The sequence below is a fragment of the Pseudomonas sp. IPO3747 genome (assembly GCF_013385245.1).
GTDB lineage: Bacteria > Pseudomonadota > Gammaproteobacteria > Pseudomonadales > Pseudomonadaceae > Aquipseudomonas > Aquipseudomonas edaphica.
The window spans coordinates 625,366-645,484 of the sequence record NZ_JACAQL010000004.1; the positions used below are offsets into that span (position 1 = coordinate 625,366).

At 60.8% G+C, this 20,119-nt stretch carries 16 protein-coding genes; 13 read left to right on the forward strand and 3 right to left on the reverse strand.

Annotation, left to right across the window (positions count from 1 at the left end):
- The first annotated feature begins 7 nt into the window (after positions 1 to 7).
- Positions 8 to 1,357 carry a CoA transferase gene (locus HX790_RS09910; protein ID WP_176991487.1) on the forward strand — a complete coding sequence of 450 codons (1,350 nt, stop codon included), beginning with the start codon at positions 8 to 10 and terminating at the stop codon, positions 1,355 to 1,357.
- A gap of 237 nt (positions 1,358 to 1,594) precedes the next feature.
- On the opposite strand, the gene HX790_RS09915 is transcribed toward HX790_RS09910, so the two are convergent.
- Both HX790_RS09915 and arcD (HX790_RS09920) read right to left on the reverse strand, forming a co-directional pair.
- On the reverse strand, positions 1,595 to 2,458 hold the full coding sequence (locus HX790_RS09915) for a DNA-3-methyladenine glycosylase (protein ID WP_099549407.1): 864 nt from the start codon (positions 2,456 to 2,458) through the stop codon (positions 1,595 to 1,597).
- On the reverse strand, positions 2,455 to 3,882 hold the full coding sequence (arcD, locus tag HX790_RS09920) for an arginine-ornithine antiporter (protein ID WP_170039879.1): 1,428 nt from the start codon (positions 3,880 to 3,882) through the stop codon (positions 2,455 to 2,457). The genes HX790_RS09915 and arcD (HX790_RS09920) overlap by 4 nt, the downstream gene beginning before the upstream one ends.
- 446 nt (positions 3,883 to 4,328) lie before the next feature.
- Between arcD (HX790_RS09920) and arcD (HX790_RS09925) the strand changes: the two genes are divergently transcribed.
- The 12 genes from arcD (HX790_RS09925) to HX790_RS09980 all read left to right on the forward strand — a co-directional run bounded on the left by arcD (HX790_RS09925) (position 4,329) and on the right by HX790_RS09980 (position 18,761).
- A complete protein-coding gene (gene arcD, locus HX790_RS09925) occupies positions 4,329 to 5,756 on the forward strand; it encodes an arginine-ornithine antiporter (RefSeq protein ID WP_017139152.1) in 1,428 nt (475 codons plus the stop codon).
- Positions 5,757 to 5,780: 24 nt separating this feature from the next.
- Complete coding sequence (gene arcA / locus HX790_RS09930) at positions 5,781 to 7,037, forward strand: arginine deiminase (RefSeq protein WP_017139151.1); 1,257 nt, start codon at positions 5,781 to 5,783, stop codon at positions 7,035 to 7,037.
- 69 nt (positions 7,038 to 7,106) lie between these two features.
- Entirely contained in the window at positions 7,107 to 8,117 is a 1,011-nt protein-coding gene (locus HX790_RS09935) for an ornithine carbamoyltransferase (protein ID WP_015885593.1), read from the forward strand.
- A gap of 135 nt (positions 8,118 to 8,252) precedes the next feature.
- The gene (arcC, locus tag HX790_RS09940) at positions 8,253 to 9,182 is read left to right on the forward strand and encodes a carbamate kinase (protein WP_176991488.1); all 930 of its coding nucleotides are present in this window, start codon (positions 8,253 to 8,255) and stop codon (positions 9,180 to 9,182) included.
- An 18-nt stretch (positions 9,183 to 9,200) separates the two neighbouring features.
- A complete protein-coding gene (locus HX790_RS09945) occupies positions 9,201 to 9,563 on the forward strand; it encodes a DUF5064 family protein (protein ID WP_176991489.1) in 363 nt (120 codons plus the stop codon).
- A 183-nt stretch (positions 9,564 to 9,746) separates the two neighbouring features.
- The gene (locus tag HX790_RS09950) at positions 9,747 to 11,255 is read left to right on the forward strand and encodes a sigma-54-dependent transcriptional regulator (RefSeq protein WP_099549404.1); all 1,509 of its coding nucleotides are present in this window, start codon (positions 9,747 to 9,749) and stop codon (positions 11,253 to 11,255) included.
- A gap of 361 nt (positions 11,256 to 11,616) precedes the next feature.
- On the forward strand, positions 11,617 to 12,000 hold the full coding sequence (gcvH, locus tag HX790_RS09955) for a glycine cleavage system protein GcvH (RefSeq protein ID WP_099549403.1): 384 nt from the start codon (positions 11,617 to 11,619) through the stop codon (positions 11,998 to 12,000).
- A 10-nt stretch (positions 12,001 to 12,010) separates the two neighbouring features.
- Positions 12,011 to 14,848, forward strand: a complete 2,838-nt coding sequence (gene gcvP / locus HX790_RS09960) for an aminomethyl-transferring glycine dehydrogenase (protein WP_176991490.1) — start codon at positions 12,011 to 12,013, stop codon at positions 14,846 to 14,848.
- A gap of 185 nt (positions 14,849 to 15,033) precedes the next feature.
- Positions 15,034 to 16,410 carry an L-serine ammonia-lyase gene (locus tag HX790_RS09965; protein WP_176991491.1) on the forward strand — a complete coding sequence of 459 codons (1,377 nt, stop codon included), beginning with the start codon at positions 15,034 to 15,036 and terminating at the stop codon, positions 16,408 to 16,410.
- 39 nt (positions 16,411 to 16,449) lie between these two features.
- Complete coding sequence (gene gcvT, locus HX790_RS09970) at positions 16,450 to 17,574, forward strand: glycine cleavage system aminomethyltransferase GcvT (protein WP_099549401.1); 1,125 nt, start codon at positions 16,450 to 16,452, stop codon at positions 17,572 to 17,574.
- Positions 17,575 to 17,965: 391 nt separating this feature from the next.
- On the forward strand, positions 17,966 to 18,178 hold the full coding sequence (locus HX790_RS09975) for a cold-shock protein (protein ID WP_017139143.1): 213 nt from the start codon (positions 17,966 to 17,968) through the stop codon (positions 18,176 to 18,178).
- A gap of 94 nt (positions 18,179 to 18,272) precedes the next feature.
- Complete coding sequence (locus HX790_RS09980; RefSeq protein ID WP_099549400.1) at positions 18,273 to 18,761, forward strand: RDD family protein; 489 nt, start codon at positions 18,273 to 18,275, stop codon at positions 18,759 to 18,761.
- A gap of 136 nt (positions 18,762 to 18,897) precedes the next feature.
- Here the strand turns inward: HX790_RS09980 and nadA are convergent, their stop codons facing one another.
- A complete protein-coding gene (gene nadA, locus HX790_RS09985) occupies positions 18,898 to 19,956 on the reverse strand; it encodes a quinolinate synthase NadA (RefSeq protein ID WP_056858584.1) in 1,059 nt (352 codons plus the stop codon).
- Positions 19,957 to 20,119 lie beyond the last annotated feature (163 nt).

Genomic DNA, 20,119 nt, shown 5'->3' on the forward strand with positions numbered 1-20,119 from the left:
GCCTTTGATGACTGACCTGCTGACACCCATCCAAGCCGCACTCGATCTACCGCAAACCCCGCTGACGTTTACCGAGGCCGGCGCCCTGCCCTCGACCTTTGCCGTAACCGAACTGGCCAGCGCCAGCCTCGGCGCTGCCGGCCAGGCGGTTGCTCAACTTATCCAGCAACAGACCGGACGCTTGCCCAGCGTAAGCGTGGACCGGCGCCTCGCTTCCTTCTGGTTCTCCTCCTCGATTCGCCCGGTGGGCTGGCAAGTACCGCCGCTGTGGGACCCGGTAGCCGGCGACTACGCCAGCGCCGACGGCTGGATCCGTTTGCATACCAATGCGCCCCACCACCGTGCCGCTGCCGAGCGCGTGCTGGGCAAGGTCAAGGACCGCGCCGAGATGGCCAGTAAAGTCGCGACCTGGAACGCCGCCGAACTGGAACAGGCGATCGTCGATGCCGGCGGTTGCGCGGCGCAGATGCGTACATGGCAGGCCTGGCAAACCCATCCGCAAGGGTTGGCGGTGAACGCCGAGGCATTGGTGCAGCGCCAGGCCTTCGACACCCCCTGCGACAAACCTTGGCTCGGCTCGGTGGCACGCCCACTGGCCGGCATCAAGGTGCTGGATTTGACCCGCGTGTTGGCCGGCCCCGTGGCCAGCCGTTTTCTCGCAGGTTTGGGCGCAGATGTACTGCGCATCGACTCGCCGACCTGGAACGAGCCCGGCGTAGTACCGGAAATGACCCTGGGCAAACGCTGCGCACGCCTGGACCTTAAAAGTGCTGAAGACCGCCAGGTGTTCGAAAGCTTGCTCAAGGACGCCGACATCCTGTTCCACGGCTACCGCGCCGACGCACTGGAGCAGTTGGGCTACACCGCCACTGAACTGCAAAACCTCGCCCCCGGCCTGATCGACGTGAGCCTCAACGCCTACGGCTGGAGCGGCCCGTGGCGTAACCGTCGCGGCTTCGACAGTTTGGTACAGATGAGCAGCGGGATTGCCGACGCTGGCATGGCGTGGAAACAGGCAGATAAACCGGTGCCGCTGCCGTTGCAGGCGCTGGATCATGCGACCGGGTATTTGATGGCGGCCAGTGCGATTCAAGCGTTGAGTGAGCGGCTGAAAACCGGACGTGGTGGTTCGGCGCGGTTGTCATTGGCGCGCACGGCGAAGTTGCTGGTGGAGGCCGGGCACGTGCCGGAGCAGCCGGCGTTGCGGGCTGAAGAACCGGGCGATCAGGGCTTGGTGGTGGAGCAGACGGCGTGGGGCCAGGCGCATCGTTTGCTGGCGCCGGTGAGCATCAGTGGCACGCCGTTGCAGTGGGATTTGCCCGCCGGCGAATTGGGCTCACATCGGGCTCAGTGGTGACTTGAGATCGCTATCGCAGGCAAGCCAGCTCCCACATTGGATGTGTGAACACAGTCAAATGTGGAAGCTGGCTCTCACACATTGAAAGTGTGGCCACAGTCAAATGTGGAAGCTGGCTCTCACACATTGAAAGTGTGGCCACAGTCAAATGTGGGAGCTGGCTCTCACACATTGAAAGTGTGGCCACAGTCAAATGTGGGAGCTGGCTTGCCTGCGATGAGGCCCTGACAGCCACCCTCAATCCCCCCGACTCAACGACGTCCACAAATGCTGCGCCGCATACGCCCTTAAAGGCCGCCACGCCTCGGCACGCGCCAACAACTGCCGCGCCGACACCGGCCCGCCTTCCAGCGCCGCCAGCGCATTGATCAAGCCAATATCCCCCGACGCAAACGCATCCGGCTCACGCAACTGACGCATGGCGATGTACTGCGCGGTCCAGTCGCCGATTCCCGGCAAGGCCACCAGCCGCGCCACGCCGTCCTTGAGGTTGGCCTTGGGTGCAAATAACTGCGGATCTTCCAGCAACGCCTGAGCCACACCTGACAAAGTACGGCCCCGCGCCTTGGGCATGCCCAAGGTCGCGAGGTCCGCCGCCGCCAAGACTTCGGCAACAGGAAACACATGGGTAATACCGGCATAGGGCGTTTGCAGCGGCTGGCCATACTGCGCCACCAATTTACCCGCCAGGCGAATGGCCGCGACCACCGTGATCTGCTGGCCCAGCACCGCACGAATCGCCAGTTCCAAACCGTCCCACGTCCCCGGTACACGCAGGCCAGGGCGCGCAGCCACCAGTTGTGCCATCAACGGGTCGGCGGCCAGCTGCGCATTGATCAACCCAGGCCGGGCGTCCAGATCGAACATGGCCCGCAGGCGCCGCTCGATCTCGGGCAGCGCCGCCGCGTCGGGGAACTCAACACCCACTTCCAGCCAATCGCCCGCACCCGGTGCCACGCTGAGGCAGCCGTGCTGCCCGTTCACGCTGATGCTGCGCCGATACACGCCGGCCTCAACGGTCTCCAGCCCGGTGATCGCCCGCGCCGATAAAAAACCCAGCATTGCCGCCCAGTCATAGGGCGGCTCATACGCCAATCTCACAACGACAACACCCCGCTATACAGCCCATAAGCCGCCAGCCCCGCGCCCGCGATCACGCAGCTGAAAATGCCCTTTTCCATGTGCGTAAACAAGGGCTGGCCCTGCTCGCGCTTGGCCAGGGCAAACAGGATCACGCCGGGCGCATACAACAGCGCCGAGAGCAGCAGGTACTTCAAGCCGCCGGCGTACAGCAGCCAGACGGCATAGCCAAGAGCGATCAGGCCGACCAGCAAATCCTTATAGCGCTGGCGCTGGGCACCGGCATAGGTTTCACCGCGCCCGCTCAACAGCACCGCGTAGGCCGCCGACCACAGGTAGGGCACCAGGATCATCGACGAGGCCAGGTAAATCAGGGTGGTGTAAGTGCTGTGGGAAAACAGCGTGATCACCAGGAACACCTGGATCATCAGGTTGGTCAGCCACAGCGCGTTGACCGGCACCCGGTTGGGGTTTTCCTTTTTCAGGAAGGCCGGCATGGTCTTGTCATGGGCAGTGGCGTAGAGGATTTCCGCACACAGCAGCGCCCATGAGAGCAAGGCGCCGAGCAGTGACACGGCCAACCCGATGCTGATCGCCATCGCGCCCCACGGCCCGACGATATGTTCCAGCACACCTGCCAGGGACGGGTTTTGCAATTGCGCCAGCTCCGGCTGGCTCATGATCCCCAGGGACAGCACATTCACCAGCACCAGCAGTGCCAGCACGCCGAGAAAGCCGATCACGGTGGCGCGGCCCACGTCCGAGCGCTTCTCGGCGCGCGCCGAATACACGCTGGCGCCCTCGATGCCGATAAACACGAACACGGTGACCAGCATCATGCTGCGCACCTGATCGACCACGCTGCCAAATTGCGGGTTGCCCAGGCCCCAGATATCACGGGTGAAAATATCCGCCTTGAACGCCACGGCGGCGATCACGATAAACATCAGCAACGGCACGATCTTCGCCACGGTGGTGATCTGGTTGATGAACGCCGCCTCCTTGATGCCGCGCAGCACCAGAAAATGCACGGCCCACAGCAGCAGTGAGGCGCAGCCGATGGCGACCGGCGTATTGCCCTGGCCGAACACCGGAAAAAAGTAGCCGAGGGTGCTGAACAGCAACACGAAATAACCGACGTTGCCCATCCACGCACTGATCCAATAACCCCAGGCCGACGAAAACCCCATGTAGTCACCGAACCCGGCCTTGGCATAGGCGTACACGCCGGAATCCAGTTCGGGTTTGCGATTGGCCAGGGTCTGGAACACAAACGCCAGGGTGAGCATGCCGACGGCGGTGATGGCCCAGCCGATCAGCACGGCGCCCACTTCGGCGCGTGCGGCCATGTTCTGCGGCAAAGAGAAAATCCCGCCGCCGATCATCGACCCCACCACCAGGGCAATCAACGCGCTGAGACGTAGTTTCTCGGCCGGTTGGGACATGCAAACTCCTGAAATAAAATAGTTTGAGAGAACAAACGCGCACTCAACTAATTAAATCAGCGAGTGCAGCGTTTATTAAAGACAGCGATAAAACCGTCACGCTCATAACGCAACGGCATGACAGTTTATAAAGTTTAAGCTTATTTAGATTTTAAATAGAGCAGGCACTTGGCCAGTTTTTGCAGACTTAACCCGTTAATTGAGAAAAGTTTGCACATTCGACAAAGCGGGCTAGGGTCAAACGTCCACACCTCGGACTAAATGCTTGATCAAAACTCAGGAGCCGCTCTGGAAAGCGCCTTTTCGGGGGAAACTATTGCCCCGGGATCTTACCCCTAAGTCATTAATTCACAATGGAATGTGCCAATGACGTGATCTAAGTCAGCTGTTTGATCAGCGCACAGAATTATTCTGTGCTCTCTCTTCTCCTGCATTGGAGTCATGCAATGTCTGACACTCCCGGAAAACTTCGACTCGGCGCCCTGGTTGCGCTGGTCGTGGGCTCAATGATTGGCGGCGGGATCTTCTCACTGCCGCAAAACATGGCCGCCAGCGCCGATGTCGGCGCGGTGTTGATCGGCTGGGTCATTACCGCCATCGGCATGCTCACCCTGGCTTTCGTGTTCCAGACCCTGGCCAACCGCAAACCTGACCTCGACGGCGGCGTATACGCCTACGCCAAAGCCGGCTTCGGCGACTACATGGGCTTCTCGTCGGCCTGGGGCTACTGGATCAGCGCCTGGCTGGGCAACGTCGGATACTTCGTGTTGCTGTTCAGCACCCTCGGTTACTTCTTCCCGATCTTTGGCGAAGGCAACACACCCGCTGCGGTGATTGGCGCCTCGGTGCTGCTGTGGGCCGTGCACTTTCTGGTACTGCGCGGCATCAAGGAAGCGGCGTTCATCAACCTGGTGACCACCGTCGCCAAAGTGGTGCCGCTGGTGCTGTTCGTGTTGATCGCTGTGTTCGCGTTCAAGCTGGACATTTTCACCGCCGACATCTGGGGCGTGAAAAACCCCGACCTGGGCAGCGTGATGAACCAGGTGCGCAACATGATGCTGGTCACCGTGTGGGTGTTTATCGGCATCGAAGGCGCGAGCATCTTCTCGTCCCGTGCAGAAAAACGCAGCGACGTCGGCAAGGCCACCGTGATCGGTTTTATCACCGTGCTGTTGTTTCTGATGCTGGTGAACGTGCTGTCCCTGGGCATCATGACCCAACCGGAACTGGCCAAACTGCAGAACCCTTCGATGGCTGCCGTGCTGGAGCATGTGGTGGGCCACTGGGGCGCGGTGTTGATCAGCGTCGGCTTGATCATCTCGCTGCTGGGTGCGCTGCTGTCGTGGGTGCTGCTGTGTGCGGAGATCATGTTCGCCGCCGCCAAGGACCACACCATGCCGGAGTTCCTGCGTAAGGAAAACGCCAACCATGTGCCGGTCAACGCCCTGTGGCTGACCAATGCGATGGTCCAGGTTTTCCTGGTAATCACGCTGTTTTCGGCCAGCACTTACCTGTCGCTGATCTACCTCGCCACCTCGATGATCCTGGTGCCTTACCTGTGGTCGGCGGCCTATGCACTGCTGCTGGCGGTGCGCGGCGAGACCTACGAAAACGCCCTGCGCGAGCGCAAGAAAGACCTGTTCATCGGCGCCATCGCGTTGATCTACGCGGTGTGGCTGCTCTACGCCGGTGGCACCAAGTACCTGCTGCTCTCCGCCCTGCTGTATGCCCCCGGCGTGATCCTGTTCGCCAAGGCCAAGCATGAACTGGGCAAACCGATTTTCACCAACGTCGAGAAGCTGATTTTCGCCGCGGTAGTCATTGGCGCCCTGGTGGCTGCTTATGGCCTCTACGCCGGCTTCCTGACTCTGTAACTTTTGTTCACTGGAGGATCTGTAATGACCACGGAAAAAGTGAAGTACGGCGTACATTCCGAAGCCGGCAAACTGCGCAAAGTCATGGTGTGCTCCCCAGGTTTGGCCCACCAGCGGCTGACCCCCAACAACTGCGATGAACTGCTGTTCGATGACGTGCTGTGGGTGGCCCAGGCCAAGCGCGACCACTTCGACTTCGTAACCAAGATGCGCGAGCGGGACATTGATGTGCTGGAAATGCACAACCTGCTGACCGATATCGTCGCCATCCCCGAAGCGCTGGACTGGATTCTGGAGCGCAAGATCACCGCCAATACGGTGGGCCTGGGCCTGGTCGATGAAGTCGGCTCGTGGCTGCGCAGCCTGGAGCCGCGCAAAATCAGCGAGTTCCTGATTGGCGGCGTGTCGGCCGATGACCTGCCGAGCAGCTTCGGCGGCCGGACCATCGAGATGTTCCGCGACTTCCTCGGCCACTCAAGCTTCATCCTGCCGCCGCTGCCCAACACTCAGTTCACCCGCGACACCACCTGCTGGATCTACGGCGGTGTGACGCTCAACCCGATGTACTGGCCGGCGCGACGTCAGGAAACCCTGTTGGCCAGCGCCATCTATAAATTCCACCCCGAGTTCACCAACGCCGACTTCCAGATCTGGTACGGCGACCCCGACCAGGAACACGGGGCCGCCACACTGGAAGGCGGCGACGTGATGCCGATTGGCAATGGCGTGGTGTTGATCGGCATGGGCGAGCGTTCTTCGCACCAGGCGATTGGCCAACTGGCGCGCAACCTGTTCAAGAACAAAGCCGTGGAACGCGTGATCGTTGCCGGCCTGCCGAAGTCCCGCGCGGCGATGCACCTGGATACGGTGTTCAGCTTCTGCGACCGCGACCTGGTGACGATCTTCCCCGAAGTGGTCAACCAGATCGTGCCCTTCACCCTGCGCCCGGATGAAAGCAAACCACACGGCATCGACATCCAGCGGGAGAAAACCAACTTCCTCGAAACCGTGGCCGCAGCCCTCAACCTCAAGACGCTGCGAGTGGTCGAGACCGGCGGCAACAGCTTCGCCGCCGAACGCGAGCAATGGGATGACGGCAACAACGTGGTGGCCGTGGAGCCCGGCGTGGTGATCGGCTACGACCGCAACACCTACACCAACACCTTGCTACGCAAGGCCGGTGTGGAAGTCATCACCATCAGCGCCGGTGAACTCGGCCGAGGCCGTGGCGGCGGCCACTGCATGACCTGCCCGATCATCCGCGACCCCATCGACTATTGATTTTTTGGCCCTGGCCGCTGCTTATCCAGCAGCGGCCAGGGGGATAACCGAAACCTAAGGAGATCCATCATGGCTTTTAATATGCGCAACCGCAGCCTGCTCTCGCTGATGCACCACACTACCCGCGAGCTGAACTACCTGCTGGACCTGTCCCGCGACCTCAAACGCGCCAAGTACACCGGCACCGAGCGTCCGCACCTGCAAGGCAAGAACATCGCGCTGATCTTCGAAAAAACCTCGACCCGCACCCGTTGCGCGTTCGAAGTGGCGGCCCATGACCAGGGCGCCCACGTCACCTATATCGACCCAGTGTCGTCGCAGATCGGCCACAAAGAAAGCATGAAAGACACCGCCCGCGTCCTGGGCCGCATGTTCGATGCCATCGAGTACCGTGGCTTTGAACAGGAAATCGTCGAAGAGCTGGCCAAGTTCGCTGGTGTGCCGGTATTCAACGGCCTCACCGCCGAATTCCACCCAACCCAAATGATCGCCGACACCCTGACCATGCGCGAGCACAGCGACAAGCCGCTGCATGACATCAGCTACGCGTACCTGGGCGACGCACGTTACAACATGGGCAACTCGTTGCTGATGATCGGCGCCAAACTGGGCATGGACGTGCGCATCGGCGCGCCGAAAGCGCTGTGGCCACACGAAGACTTCATCAAGCAGTGCCAGGCGTTTGCCGAAGAAAGCGGCGCGCGCATCACCATCACCGAAGACCCGAAAGAAGCGGTCAAAGGCGTCGACTTCATCCACACCGATATCTGGGTGTCGATGGGTGAGCCGGTGGAAGCGTGGGACGAGCGTATCGAGCAACTGCTGCCGTACCAGGTCAACGCCAAGATGATGAAAGCCTCGGGCAACCCGCGCGTGAAGTTCATGCACTGCCTGCCGGCGTTCCATAACAGTGAGACCAAGGTGGGCAAGGACATCGCCGCGCGCTATCCGAACCTGGCCAATGGTGTGGAAGTGACTGAGGAAGTGTTCGAGTCGCCAGCCAACATCGCGTTTGAGCAGGCGGAAAACCGCATGCATACCATCAAGGCAATTCTGGTGTCGGCGCTGGCGGATATCTAACCCCACTCTGATCGTTCCCACGCTCTGCGTGGGAATGCAGCCAGTGACGCTCTGCGTCACAAGAGCGGACGCAGAGCGTCCAGTGAGGCATTCCCACGCAGAGCGTGGGAACGATCCTTCTAAAAGGAATGCATTATGCGCATCGTCGTAGCCCTGGGCGGTAACGCCCTGCTCCGCCGTGGTGAACCCATGACGGCGGACAACCAACGCGCCAATATCCGTATCGCCACCGAACAGATCGCCAAAATCCACCCCGGCAACGAATTGGTGATCGCCCACGGCAATGGCCCGCAAGTCGGCCTGCTGTCGTTGCAGGCGGCGGCTTACACCCAGGTTTCGCCGTACCCACTGGACGTGCTCGGCGCCGAGACCGAAGGCATGATCGGCTACATCATCGAACAGGAACTGGGCAACCTGCTGGACTTCGAGGTGCCGTTCGCCACCTTGCTCACCCAAGTGGAAGTCGACGCCAAAGACCCGGCCTTCCAGAACCCGACCAAGCCCATCGGCCCGGTGTACTCCAAAGCCGAAGCCGAAAAACTCGCCGCCGAAAAAGGCTGGGCCATCGCGCCCGATGGCGATAAATACCGCCGTGTGGTGGCCAGCCCAAGCCCCAAACGCATCTTCGAAATCCGCCCGATCAAGTGGCTGCTGGAAAAACGCGCCATTGTGATCTGCGCCGGTGGCGGCGGCATCCCGACCATGTATGGCGAAGACGGCACGCTGCGCGGCATTGAAGCGGTAATCGACAAAGACCTGTGCTCATCCTTGCTGGCATCACAACTGGACGCGGATTTGCTGGTGATCGCCACCGACGTCAATGCGGCTTTTATCGACTTCGGCAAGCCGACCCAAAAGGCCATCGGCCAGGCCCATCCCGATGACATGGAGAAACTCGGCTTCGCCGCCGGCTCCATGGGGCCGAAGGTACAAGCGGCCTGCGAGTTCGCCCGCCAGACTGGCAAAACTGCCGTCATCGGTTCACTCTCGGATATCGAAGCCATCGTCCAGGGCAGCGCCGGCACGCGTATCAGCACGGCAAAACCTGGCATCACCTACCTGTGAAGTAGAGGAGAAACGCCTATGGCCACCTTTGAACCCGGTCACCTGCACATCGAACGTCACGCGCTCAACAAGGATGACTACAGCTACAACCTGTGCATCGACTACGAGGTCAGCCAGGATCCAAAGGAAGGCAAGGGAATGCTCTTCAAGCTGCACGGCTCGGTGCAGGGCAAGGACCTCAAGGAGGAATTCTTTTTACCCAAGGATCAGTCCTTCGACTTTGCCCGGCATGCGATGAACATCGCGCAGAAATATGGAATGCCGAAGGCTGCGACGCTTAACGGCCAGATGCACAAGCAGTACGACTTGATGTTTGAGGATGTGCGGCATCAGTTGGATGTGAAATCCGGCGATCCGGTCAAACCGGAACACCTGGAGTAACAACACCGTAAGTCCAATGTGGGAGCTGGCTTGTGTGGGAGCTGGCTTGCCTGCGATGCGGTCACCTCGGTGTATCAGGTAGACCAAGGTGATGCTATCGCAGGCAAGCCAGCTCCCACATTTTGATCTCCCTGCGCTCCAAGGCATACTTGCCGCCTCCAGTTCCCCAGAATTGCCAGCCCCATGCGTATCCACGTCAGCTTCATCGACCGCGTCGGCATTACCCAGGAAGTCCTGGCCCTGCTCGGTGGGCGCAATCTCAACCTGGATGCGGTGGAGATGGTGCCGCCCAACGTGTACATCGACGCGCCGACCCTGAGCGCCGAGGTGCTCGAAGAGCTGCGCGATGCGCTGTTCAGCGTGCACGGCGTACAGGCGGTCACCGTGGTGGATATCCTTCCCGGCCAACGCCGCCACCTGCAACTCGACGCGTTGCTCGCGGCCATGACCGACCCGGTGCTGGCCCTGGACAGCGCGGGCAAGATCCTGCTGGCCAACCCGGCGCTGATCGCGCTGTATGGCCGCGAACCGGCGGGTGAAAGCATCAGCGCGTTGTTCAATGACCCGGCGTTGCTGGAAACCTTGCTCGAACAGGGCTTTCGTTTGCCGTTGCGCGAAATCAGCGTCAACGGCCAGACCTTTTTGCTCGACGCCACGCCGATCACTGACGCCGGCGCCCTGCTCACTCTGTACCAACCCAACCGCATCGGCGAACAGCTGTCGGCGCTGCACCATGACCATGCCGAAGGTTTTGATGCGCTGCTGGGCGAGTCGCCGGTGATTCGCACGCTCAAGGCGCGGGCGCAACGGGTGGCGGCGCTGGATGCACCGCTGTTGATCCAGGGCGAAACCGGCACCGGCAAAGAGCTGGTCGCACGCGCCTGCCATGCGATCAGTGCGCGGCACAGTGCGCCGTTTCTAGCGTTGAACTGCGCGGCGCTACCGGAAAATCTCGCCGAAAGTGAATTGTTCGGTTATGCGCCTGGCGCCTTTACCGGCGCGCAGCGTGGCGGCAAGCCGGGGCTGATGGAGTTGGCCAACCAGGGCACGGTGTTCCTTGATGAGATCGGTGAGATGTCGCCGTATTTGCAGGCCAAGCTGCTGCGGTTTCTCAACGACGGCAGCTTTCGCCGGGTGGGCGGCGACCGCGAAGTGAAGGTCAATGTGCGTATTCTCAGCGCTACTCACCGCGACCTGGAAAAGATGGTCAGCGAGGGCACCTTCCGCGAAGACCTGTTCTACCGCCTTAATGTGCTCAACGTCGAAGTGCCGCCGCTGCGCGAGCGCGGCCAGGACATTCTGCTGCTGGCGCGCTACTTCATGCAGCAGGCCTGTGCGCAGATCCAGCGCCCGGTGTGCCGCCTGGCGCCTGGCACTTATCCGGCGCTGCTGGGCAACCGCTGGCCGGGTAATGTGCGCCAGCTGCAGAACGTGATCTTCCGCGCCGCCGCCATCTGCGAAAGCAGCCTGGTGGACATCGGTGACCTCGACATCGCCGGCACCTCAGTGGCGCGCCAGAGCGACGGTGAAGTCGACAGCCTGGAGCAAGCGGTGGAAGACTTCGAGCGCAACCTGCTGGAAACGCTTTACACCAGTTATCCCTCGACCCGCCAACTGGCCAGCCGCTTGCAAACGTCCCACACGGCGATCGCCCATCGCTTGCGCAAGTACGGCATTCCAAACAAAACCTGAAAATGTAGAGATCAAAATGTGGGGCTTGTGTGGGAGCCAGCTCCCACACAAGCCCCCTCCCCCATGGAGGGCATCCAAGTTTTGGTCTGAGAACGACATCCGCTGTACTGAAAGCGCTACAGCGTAACGATATCGCTACAACCCTGTTTTTTGCGCGCCATGCAAGGCTTTGATCCGCATAGGCTTTTTTTGGTGTGCCCGAGCGTAGCGAAATCGCTACAGCTGAAAATCATATCGTCATAACCAAAATCGTTAAGTAGCTGATTTATAACGACTTAATAACATTGGCCGCAATATTGCTAAGCAACTCCCCATTATTCCAATCCCGTCCACCAGACGAATCTGGCCCTGAGGAGTTTCCATGAGCGAGTTGCGTTTCACTGAAGATCACGAATGGCTGCGCGCCGAAGCCGATGGCAGCGTCACCGTGGGTATCACCGCTTTCGCGCAGAATGCGCTGGGTGATGTGGTTTTCGTGCAACTGCCGGAGTTGCAGGCTTACGACAAGGGCGCCGAAGCCTCCACCGTGGAATCGGTAAAAGCCGCCAGCGGCGTGTACATGCCGCTGACCGGTGAAGTGCTCGAAGTGAACGAAGCACTCAGCGACAGCCCGGAACTGGTCAACGAAGACCCGATGGGCGAAGGTTGGTTCTTCCGCTTTAAACCGGCCGACGCCGAGGCGGTAGCTAAACTGCTGGATCAGGATGCGTACGACCGCCTGATCAAAGCCAACGCTGAAGCCTGAGGAGCGCGCCATGACCGTTAATCTGACCACCGCCAATGAATTCATCGCCCGCCACATCGGCCCTCGCCAGGAAGATGAGCAGCACATGCTCGCAAGCCTGGGTTTTGATTCCCTCGAAGCCCTCAGCGCCAGCGTGATCCCGGAAAGCATCAAGGGCACCAGCGTGCTCGGCCTGGAAGACGGCCTGAGCGAAGCCCAGGCCCTGGCCAAGATCAAGGCCATCGCCGGCAAGAACCAACTGTTCAAGACCTACATCGGCCAGGGCTATTACAACTGCCACACGCCGTCGCCGATCCTGCGCAACCTGCTGGAAAACCCGGCCTGGTACACCGCCTACACCCCGTATCAACCTGAAATTTCCCAAGGCCGCCTGGAAGCGCTGTTGAACTTCCAGACCCTGATCAGCGACCTTACCGGCCTGCCGATCGCCAACGCCTCCTTGCTCGACGAAGCCACCGCCGCCGCCGAAGCCATGACCTTCTGCAAGCGCCTGAGCAAGAACAAGGGCAGCAATGCCTTCTTCGCCTCGGTCCACAGCCACCCGCAAACCCTTGACGTGCTGCGCACCCGTGCCGAGCCGCTGGGCATCGACGTGGTAGTGGGCGATGAGCGTGAACTGACTGACGTCAGCGCGTTCTTCGGCGCTCTGCTGCAGTACCCGGCGAGCAACGGTGACGTGTTCGACTACCGCGAACTGACCGAGCGCTTCCACGCCGCCAACGCACTGGTGGCCGTGGCCGCAGACCTGCTGGCCCTGACCCTGCTGACCCCGCCGGGTGAGTTCGGCGCCGACGTGGCCATCGGCAGCGCGCAACGCTTCGGCGTACCGCTGGGTTTTGGTGGCCCGCACGCGGCGTACTTCTCCACCAAGGATGCGTTCAAGCGCGACATGCCCGGCCGTCTGGTCGGTGTGTCGGTCGACCGTTTCGGCAAGCCGGCCCTGCGCCTGGCCATGCAGACCCGCGAGCAACATATCCGTCGCGAGAAAGCCACCAGCAACATCTGCACCGCGCAAGTGCTACTGGCTAACATCGCCAGCATGTACGCCGTGTACCACGGCCCTAAAGGCCTGACCCAGATCGCCCAGCGCATTCACCAACTGACCGCGATCCTGGCCAAAGGCTTGACCGCCCTGGGCCTTAAGGTTGAGCAGGCAAACTTCTTCGACACGATCACCCTCAACACGGGCGCCAACACCGACGCCCTGCACGACAAGGCCCGCGCCCAGCGCATCAACCTGCGTGTGGTCGATGCTGAACGCGTTGGCCTGTCGGTCGACGAAACCACCACCCAGGCTGACATCGAAGCCCTGTGGTCGATCTTCGCCGACGGCAAGGCACTGCCCGCCTTTGCTGCGACTGAAAGCACCTTGCCCGCCGCGCTGCTGCGCCAGTCGCCGATCCTCAGCCACCCGGTGTTCAACCGTTACCACTCCGAAACCGAGCTGATGCGCTACCTGCGCAAGCTGGCCGACAAGGACCTGGCGCTGGACCGCACCATGATCCCGCTGGGTTCGTGCACCATGAAACTCAACGCCGCCAGCGAAATGATCCCGGTGACCTGGGCCGAATTCGGTGCCCTGCACCCCTTCGCCCCGGCCGCACAAAGCGCCGGCTACCTGGAGCTGACTTCCGACCTGGAAGCCATGCTCTGCGCGGCCACCGGCTACGACGCGATCTCCCTGCAGCCGAACGCCGGTTCCCAAGGTGAATACGCAGGCCTGCTGGCCATTCGTGCTTACCACCAGAGCCGTGGCGAAGAACGCCGCGACATCTGCCTGATCCCGTCTTCGGCCCACGGCACCAACCCTGCTACCGCCAACATGGCCGGTATGCGCGTGGTGGTGACCGCCTGCGACGCACGCGGCAACGTCGACATCGAAGACCTGCGCGCCAAAGCCATCGAGCACCGCGAGCACCTCGCTGCGCTGATGATCACCTACCCGTCCACCCACGGCGTGTTCGAAGAAGGCATCCGCGAAATCTGCGGGATCATTCATGACAACGGCGGCCAGGTGTACATCGACGGCGCCAACATGAACGCAATGGTCGGCCTGTGCGCACCGGGCAAGTTCGGAGGCGACGTGTCCCACCTGAACCTGCACAAAACCTTCTGCATTCCGCACGGCGGTGGCGGCCCGGGCGTTGGCCCGATTGGGGTTAAATCCCACCTCACGCCATTCCTGCCAGGCCACGCGGCCATGGAGCGCAAGGAAGGCGCGGTGTGCGCGGCGCCATTTGGCAGCGCGAGCATTTTGCCGATCACCTGGATGTACATCAGCATGATGGGCGGCGCGGGCCTCAAGCGCGCCTCGCAGCTGGCGATCCTGAACGCCAACTACATTTCCCGTCGCCTTGAAGAGCATTACCCCGTGCTCTACACCGGCAGCAACGGCCTGGTGGCACACGAGTGCATCCTGGACCTGCGCCCCTTGAAAGACAGCAGCGGCATCAGCGTGGATGACGTGGCCAAGCGTCTGATCGATTTTGGTTTCCATGCGCCGACCATGTCGTTCCCGGTGGCGGGCACCTTGATGATCGAGCCGACCGAAAGCGAATCCAAAGAAGAACTGGACCGCTTCTGTGACGCCATGATTGCCATCCGCGAGGAAATTCGCGCAGTGGAAAACGGCACCTTGGACAAGGACGACAACCCACTGAAAAACGCCCCGCACACGGCGGCTGAAATCGTCGGTGAATGGAGCCACCCGTACAGCCGTGAACAGGCGGTGTACCCGGTGGCGTCGTTGATCGAAGGCAAATACTGGCCGCCGGTTGGCCGGGTCGACAACGTGTTTGGCGACCGTAACCTGGTGTGTGCGTGCCCGTCGATCGAGAGCTACGCGTGATCTGACTGAACTCGGTCAATGTGGGAGCTGGCTTTTGTGGGAGCTGGCTTGCCTGCGATGCAGGCACCTCGGTCTATCAGGTAGACCAGGGTGATGCTATCGCAGGCAAGCCAGCTCCCACACAAGCCCGGTTTCTGCACTGAGCGAGCAAGTCTTCCAAAATAATAAGAAACCGGAGAACAACCATGTCCCTTAGCGTGTTCGACCTGTTCAAGATTGGCATCGGCCCCTCCAGCTCCCATACCGTCGGCCCGATGCGCGCCGCCGCTCGATTCGTCGAAGGCCTCAAGCGCGACAACCTGCTGAGCGCCACCAGCGGCATCAAGGTGGAGCTCTATGGCTCGCTGGGCGCCACCGGCAAAGGTCACGGCAGCGACAAGGCCGTGTTGCTGGGCCTGGAAGGCGAACACCCAGACACCGTGAATACTGAAACCGTCGCCGCACGCCTTGCGCAAATGCGCGGTGACGGTCGCTTGAACCTGCTCGGTGAACACAGCATTGCGTTCAACGAGAAAGAACACCTGGCGATGATTCGCAAGCCTCTCGCCTACCACCCCAATGGCATGATTTTTCGCGCCTTCGACACCGCCGGGATCCAGATCCGCAGCCGCGAGTATTACTCGGTCGGCGGTGGGTTTGTGGTGGATGAAGACGCTGCCGGCGCTGACCGGATTGTCGAAGACACCACGCCGCTGACCTTCCCTTTCAAGCACGCCAAGGACTTGCTTGGCCATTGCGCCACCTACGGGCTGTCCATCAGCCAGGTGATGCTCACCAATGAAAGTGCCTGGCGCCCGGAGGCGGAAACCCGCGCCGGCTTGCTGAACATCTGGCAAGTGATGCAGGACTGCGTGGATGCCGGTTGTCGCAACGAAGGCATCTTGCCCGGCGGCTTGAAGGTCAAGCGCCGTGCAGCGGCGCTGCATCGGCAGCTGTGCAAGAACCCCGAATCGGCATTGCGCGACCCGTTGTCGGTGCTGGATTGGGTCAACCTGTATGCGCTGGCGGTCAACGAAGAAAACGCCAACGGCGGGCGCGTGGTCACCGCGCCCACCAACGGTGCGGCCGGGATTGTGCCGGCGGTGTTGCATTACTACATGCGCTTTATCCCCGGCGCGAACGAGGACGGCGTGGTGCGCTTTCTGCTCACCGCCGCCGCCATCGGTATTTTGTACAAGGAAAACGCCTCGATTTCCGGCGCCGAAGTCGGCTGCCAGGGCGAAGTCGGCGTGGCCTGTTCCATGGCCGCAGGCGCTTTGTGCGAAGTGTTGGGCGGCAGCGTGTCCCAAGTGGAAAACGCTGCCGAGATCGGCATGGAACACAACCTCGGCCTGACCTGCGACCCGATTGGCGGGCTGGTGCAGGTACCGTGCATCGAGCGCAACGCCATGGGCTCGGTCAAGGCGATCAATGCCGTGCGCATGGCCTTGCGTGGTGACGGGCAGCACTTTGTCTCACTCGACAAGGTCATCCGCACCATGCGCCAGACTGGCGCCGACATGAAAAGCAAATACAAGGAAACCGCCCGTGGCGGTTTGGCCGTCAACATTATCGAGTGCTGACGCCTACAAGCGCGTCCGCACGTTTTTCAGGAGCTGAACATGTCCACCGAAACCCTGTTGAAAACCCCATTGCACGCGCTGCACATCGAGTTGGGCGCGCGCATGGTGCCCTTCGCCGGCTACGACATGCCGGTGCAATACCCGCTGGGCGTGATGAAGGAACACCTGCACACCCGTGATCAAGCCGGGTTGTTCGACGTGTCCCACATGGGCCAGATCCGCCTGACCGGCGCCAACGCCGCCAAGGCCCTGGAAACCCTGGTGCCGGTCGACATCATCGACCTGCCAGTCGGCATGCAGCGCTACGCCATGTTCACCAACGACCAGGGCGGCATCCTTGATGACCTGATGGTGGCCAACCTGGGCAACGACGAGCTGTTCCTGGTGGTCAACGCAGCCTGCAAGGACCAGGACCTGGCCCACCTGCGCAAACACATTGGCGAGCAGTGCAGCATCGAACCGCTGTTCGAAGAGCGCGCCCTGCTGGCCTTGCAAGGCCCGGAGGCAGTGAAAGTGCTGGCGCGCCTGGCGCCGGAAGTGACCAAGATGACTTTCATGCAGTTCGCCACCCTGCGCCTGCTGGGCGTGGAGTGCTACGTGAGCCGCTCGGGTTACACCGGCGAAGACGGTTTTGAGATCTCCGTACCGGCGGCCAATGCCGAGAGCCTGGCGCGCAGCCTGCTCGCCGAAACCGAAGTTCAAGCCATCGGCCTGGGCGCCCGCGATTCCCTGCGCCTGGAAGCCGGCCTGTGCCTGTATGGCCATGACATGAACACCGAAACCACGCCGATCGAAGCCAGTCTGCTCTGGGCGATCTCCAAGGCCCGTCGTGCCGATGGCGCGCGTGCTGGCGGCTTCCCGGGCGCTGACCGCATCTTCACCCAGCAACAAGCCGGCGTAAGCCGCAAGCGCGTGGGCCTGCTGCCACAGGAACGGACCCCGGTGCGTGAAGGCGCAGAAATCGTCGACGAACACGGCACGGTGATCGGCAGCGTGTGCAGCGGCGGTTTTGGCCCGACACTGGGCGGCCCATTGGCCATGGGTTACCTGGACAGCGCATTTGTCGCACTGGACACCGAAGTGTCTGCGTTGGTACGTGGGAAAAAGGTGCCACTACGTGTAAGTAAAATGCCATTTGTACCGCAACGTTACTACCGTGGCTGATTGACTGTTCCTATAAGTAACGCGGTTGCGTTAACGCGCACTAATTTGTAACGCAACCGCCATAAAAGAGTGCATTGACGATAGTCATTTTAATAGGCGCAAACCTATAACAAGTGAGCAACGCTATCGAATATGTGGGATCCACTTTTAGTCAACGAAGTGTCATATGGCCGAGCAAAACCTGGGGATTCTCCGGGGCTTGTTTTTTCCATATTAGTTGACGTAGAGTTTAGCCACTGTGTTTGCATGGGTCGCTTTGAACCTGGACCTGGGCAGTAGCCATAAGTTTGCTACAACCCGTTCGACGTCTCTTACTTTCCTGCAACCCAGCCCAGTACTCTTTCATGTGAAAGGGGCTGTCATTAATTTTTAGCGTCAAAGGAAATAAGAAATGTCGAATCGTCAGAGCGGTACCGTCAAGTGGTTTAACGACGAGAAAGGGTTTGGTTTTATCACTCCAGAAAGCGGTCCGGATCTGTTCGTGCATTTCCGCGCTATTCAGGGCAATGGCTTCAAGAGCCTGAAAGAAGGCCAGAAAGTGTCTTTCATCGCCGTGCAAGGCCAGAAAGGCATGCAGGCTGACGAAGTACAAGCAGAAGGCTGATCCTTACTGCGACAAAAAGCCCCTGATGGTGACATCAGGGGCTTTTTTATGTGCGTTTGCTCGTAAAATGGCTTTTTTCTCAAGAGAGACGGCCATGCCCAAACCTTTGTTGAGCCCCCAAGGCGAATTCCCCGCCGTTGGCCTGGGCCGTCGTCTGGCAGCGATGTTCTATGACTTCCTGTTGTGCACCGCGCTGCTGATCGTCACCGCGTTTATCTACAAGCTGGTGTGGATGGCGTTTATCGGCGAAGCCAGGATGCGCACGCTCACCGAGTCCGGCGCGCTGGACGGCGACCCGCTGCTGTCGACGATCCTGTTTTTTGTGCTGTTTGGTTTCTTCGCCAAGTTCTGGACCCATTCGGGGCAGACATTGGGCATGCAGGTGTGGGGCGTGCGCGTGCAGAACGCCGACGGCTCGCGCATCAGCCTGTGGCAGGCGCTGCTGCGCTTTGTGGTGGCGATTGCATCGTGGTTGTGCGTGGGGCTGGGGTTTGTCTGGTCGGTGTTTGATAAGCGCAAGCGCAGCTGGCATGACATCTACTCGGATACGCAGCTGGTGCACATTCCAAAGCAGAAAAAGTAACCCAAGAACACTAGAGATCAAGTGTGGGAGCTGGCTTGTCTGCGATGGCGATCGTTCAGTCACAGCAGCATTGACTGATAGACCGCTATCGCAGGCAAGCCAGCTCCCACATTTTGTCTATGTGTTCAACTTCAGGTCAGGCGTTGCCAGCCAGCTTGAGGCGCGCAGCCTGGGTAAAGTCCAACATGCGTTTGAGCGGGCGCACGGCGTGCGGGATCACCGACGGCTCGACGAAGATCTCATTACTGCCCTCACGCAAACACTGCAGTGTGCGCTCCAGCGTATTCATCGCCATCCACGGGCAGTGCGCGCAACTGCGGCACGCCGCGCCGTTGCCGGCGGTCGGTGCCTCAACGAAGACTTTATCCGGGCACAACTGCTGCATCTTGTAGAAGATGCCGCGGTCGGTGGCGACGATAAAGGTCTTGTTCGGCAAGCGCTGGGCTGCGGCAATCAGTTGGCTGGTGGAACCCACCGCGTCAGCCAATTCAATCACCGCCGTCGGCGACTCCGGGTGCACCAGGATCGCAGCGTCCGGGTACAGCGCCTTCATGTCTTCAAGCTGCTTGGACTTGAACTCTTCGTGGACGATGCACGCGCCGTCCCAGAGCAACATGTCTGCGCCGGTCTGGCGCTGAATGTAAGTGCCCAGGTGCTTGTCCGGCCCCCAGATAATCGTCTCGCCGTTGTCCATCAGGCTTTCGACGATTTCCAGCGCGCAGCTGGAGGTAACAACCCAGTCGGCACGGGCTTTGACCGCCGCCGAAGTGTTGGCGTAAACCACCACCGTGCGCTCGGGGTGCTGGTCGCAGAACGCCGAGAACTCATCCACCGGGCAGCCCAGGTCCAGGGAGCAGGTGGCTTCCAGGGTGGGCATGAGGATGCGTTTTTCGGGAGTGAGGATTTTGGCGGTCTCACCCATGAAACGTACACCGGCCACCAACACGGTCTTGGCCGGGTGGGCCGCGCCGAAACGGGCCATTTCCAGGGAGTCGGACACGCAGCCACCGGTTTCTTCGGCCAGGGCCTGAATCACCGGGTCGCAATAGAAGTGGGCAACCAGCACCGCGTCCTGAGCCTTGAGCTCGGCGGCGATGGCGCTGCGCAGGCTCGCCTCTTCATCGGCACTCAGCGCCTTGGGCTGCTTGGCATCGAGGTGGGCTTGAACCAGTAGGCGTTCGGAAATTTGCGTCATGTTCGCAAGACCTGCAAGCGCAGTAAGCGCGAAAGTCGAGTGTACCACCGGCTCTGGAGCCCTTCGGGCGCCGCCGGACGAAGTGATTGTGTTCATCAAGCACGGTTGAAGCTGCGCAAGGCTACAGAATATCGAATCGATTCAAAAGCCTAATCTGGCATCC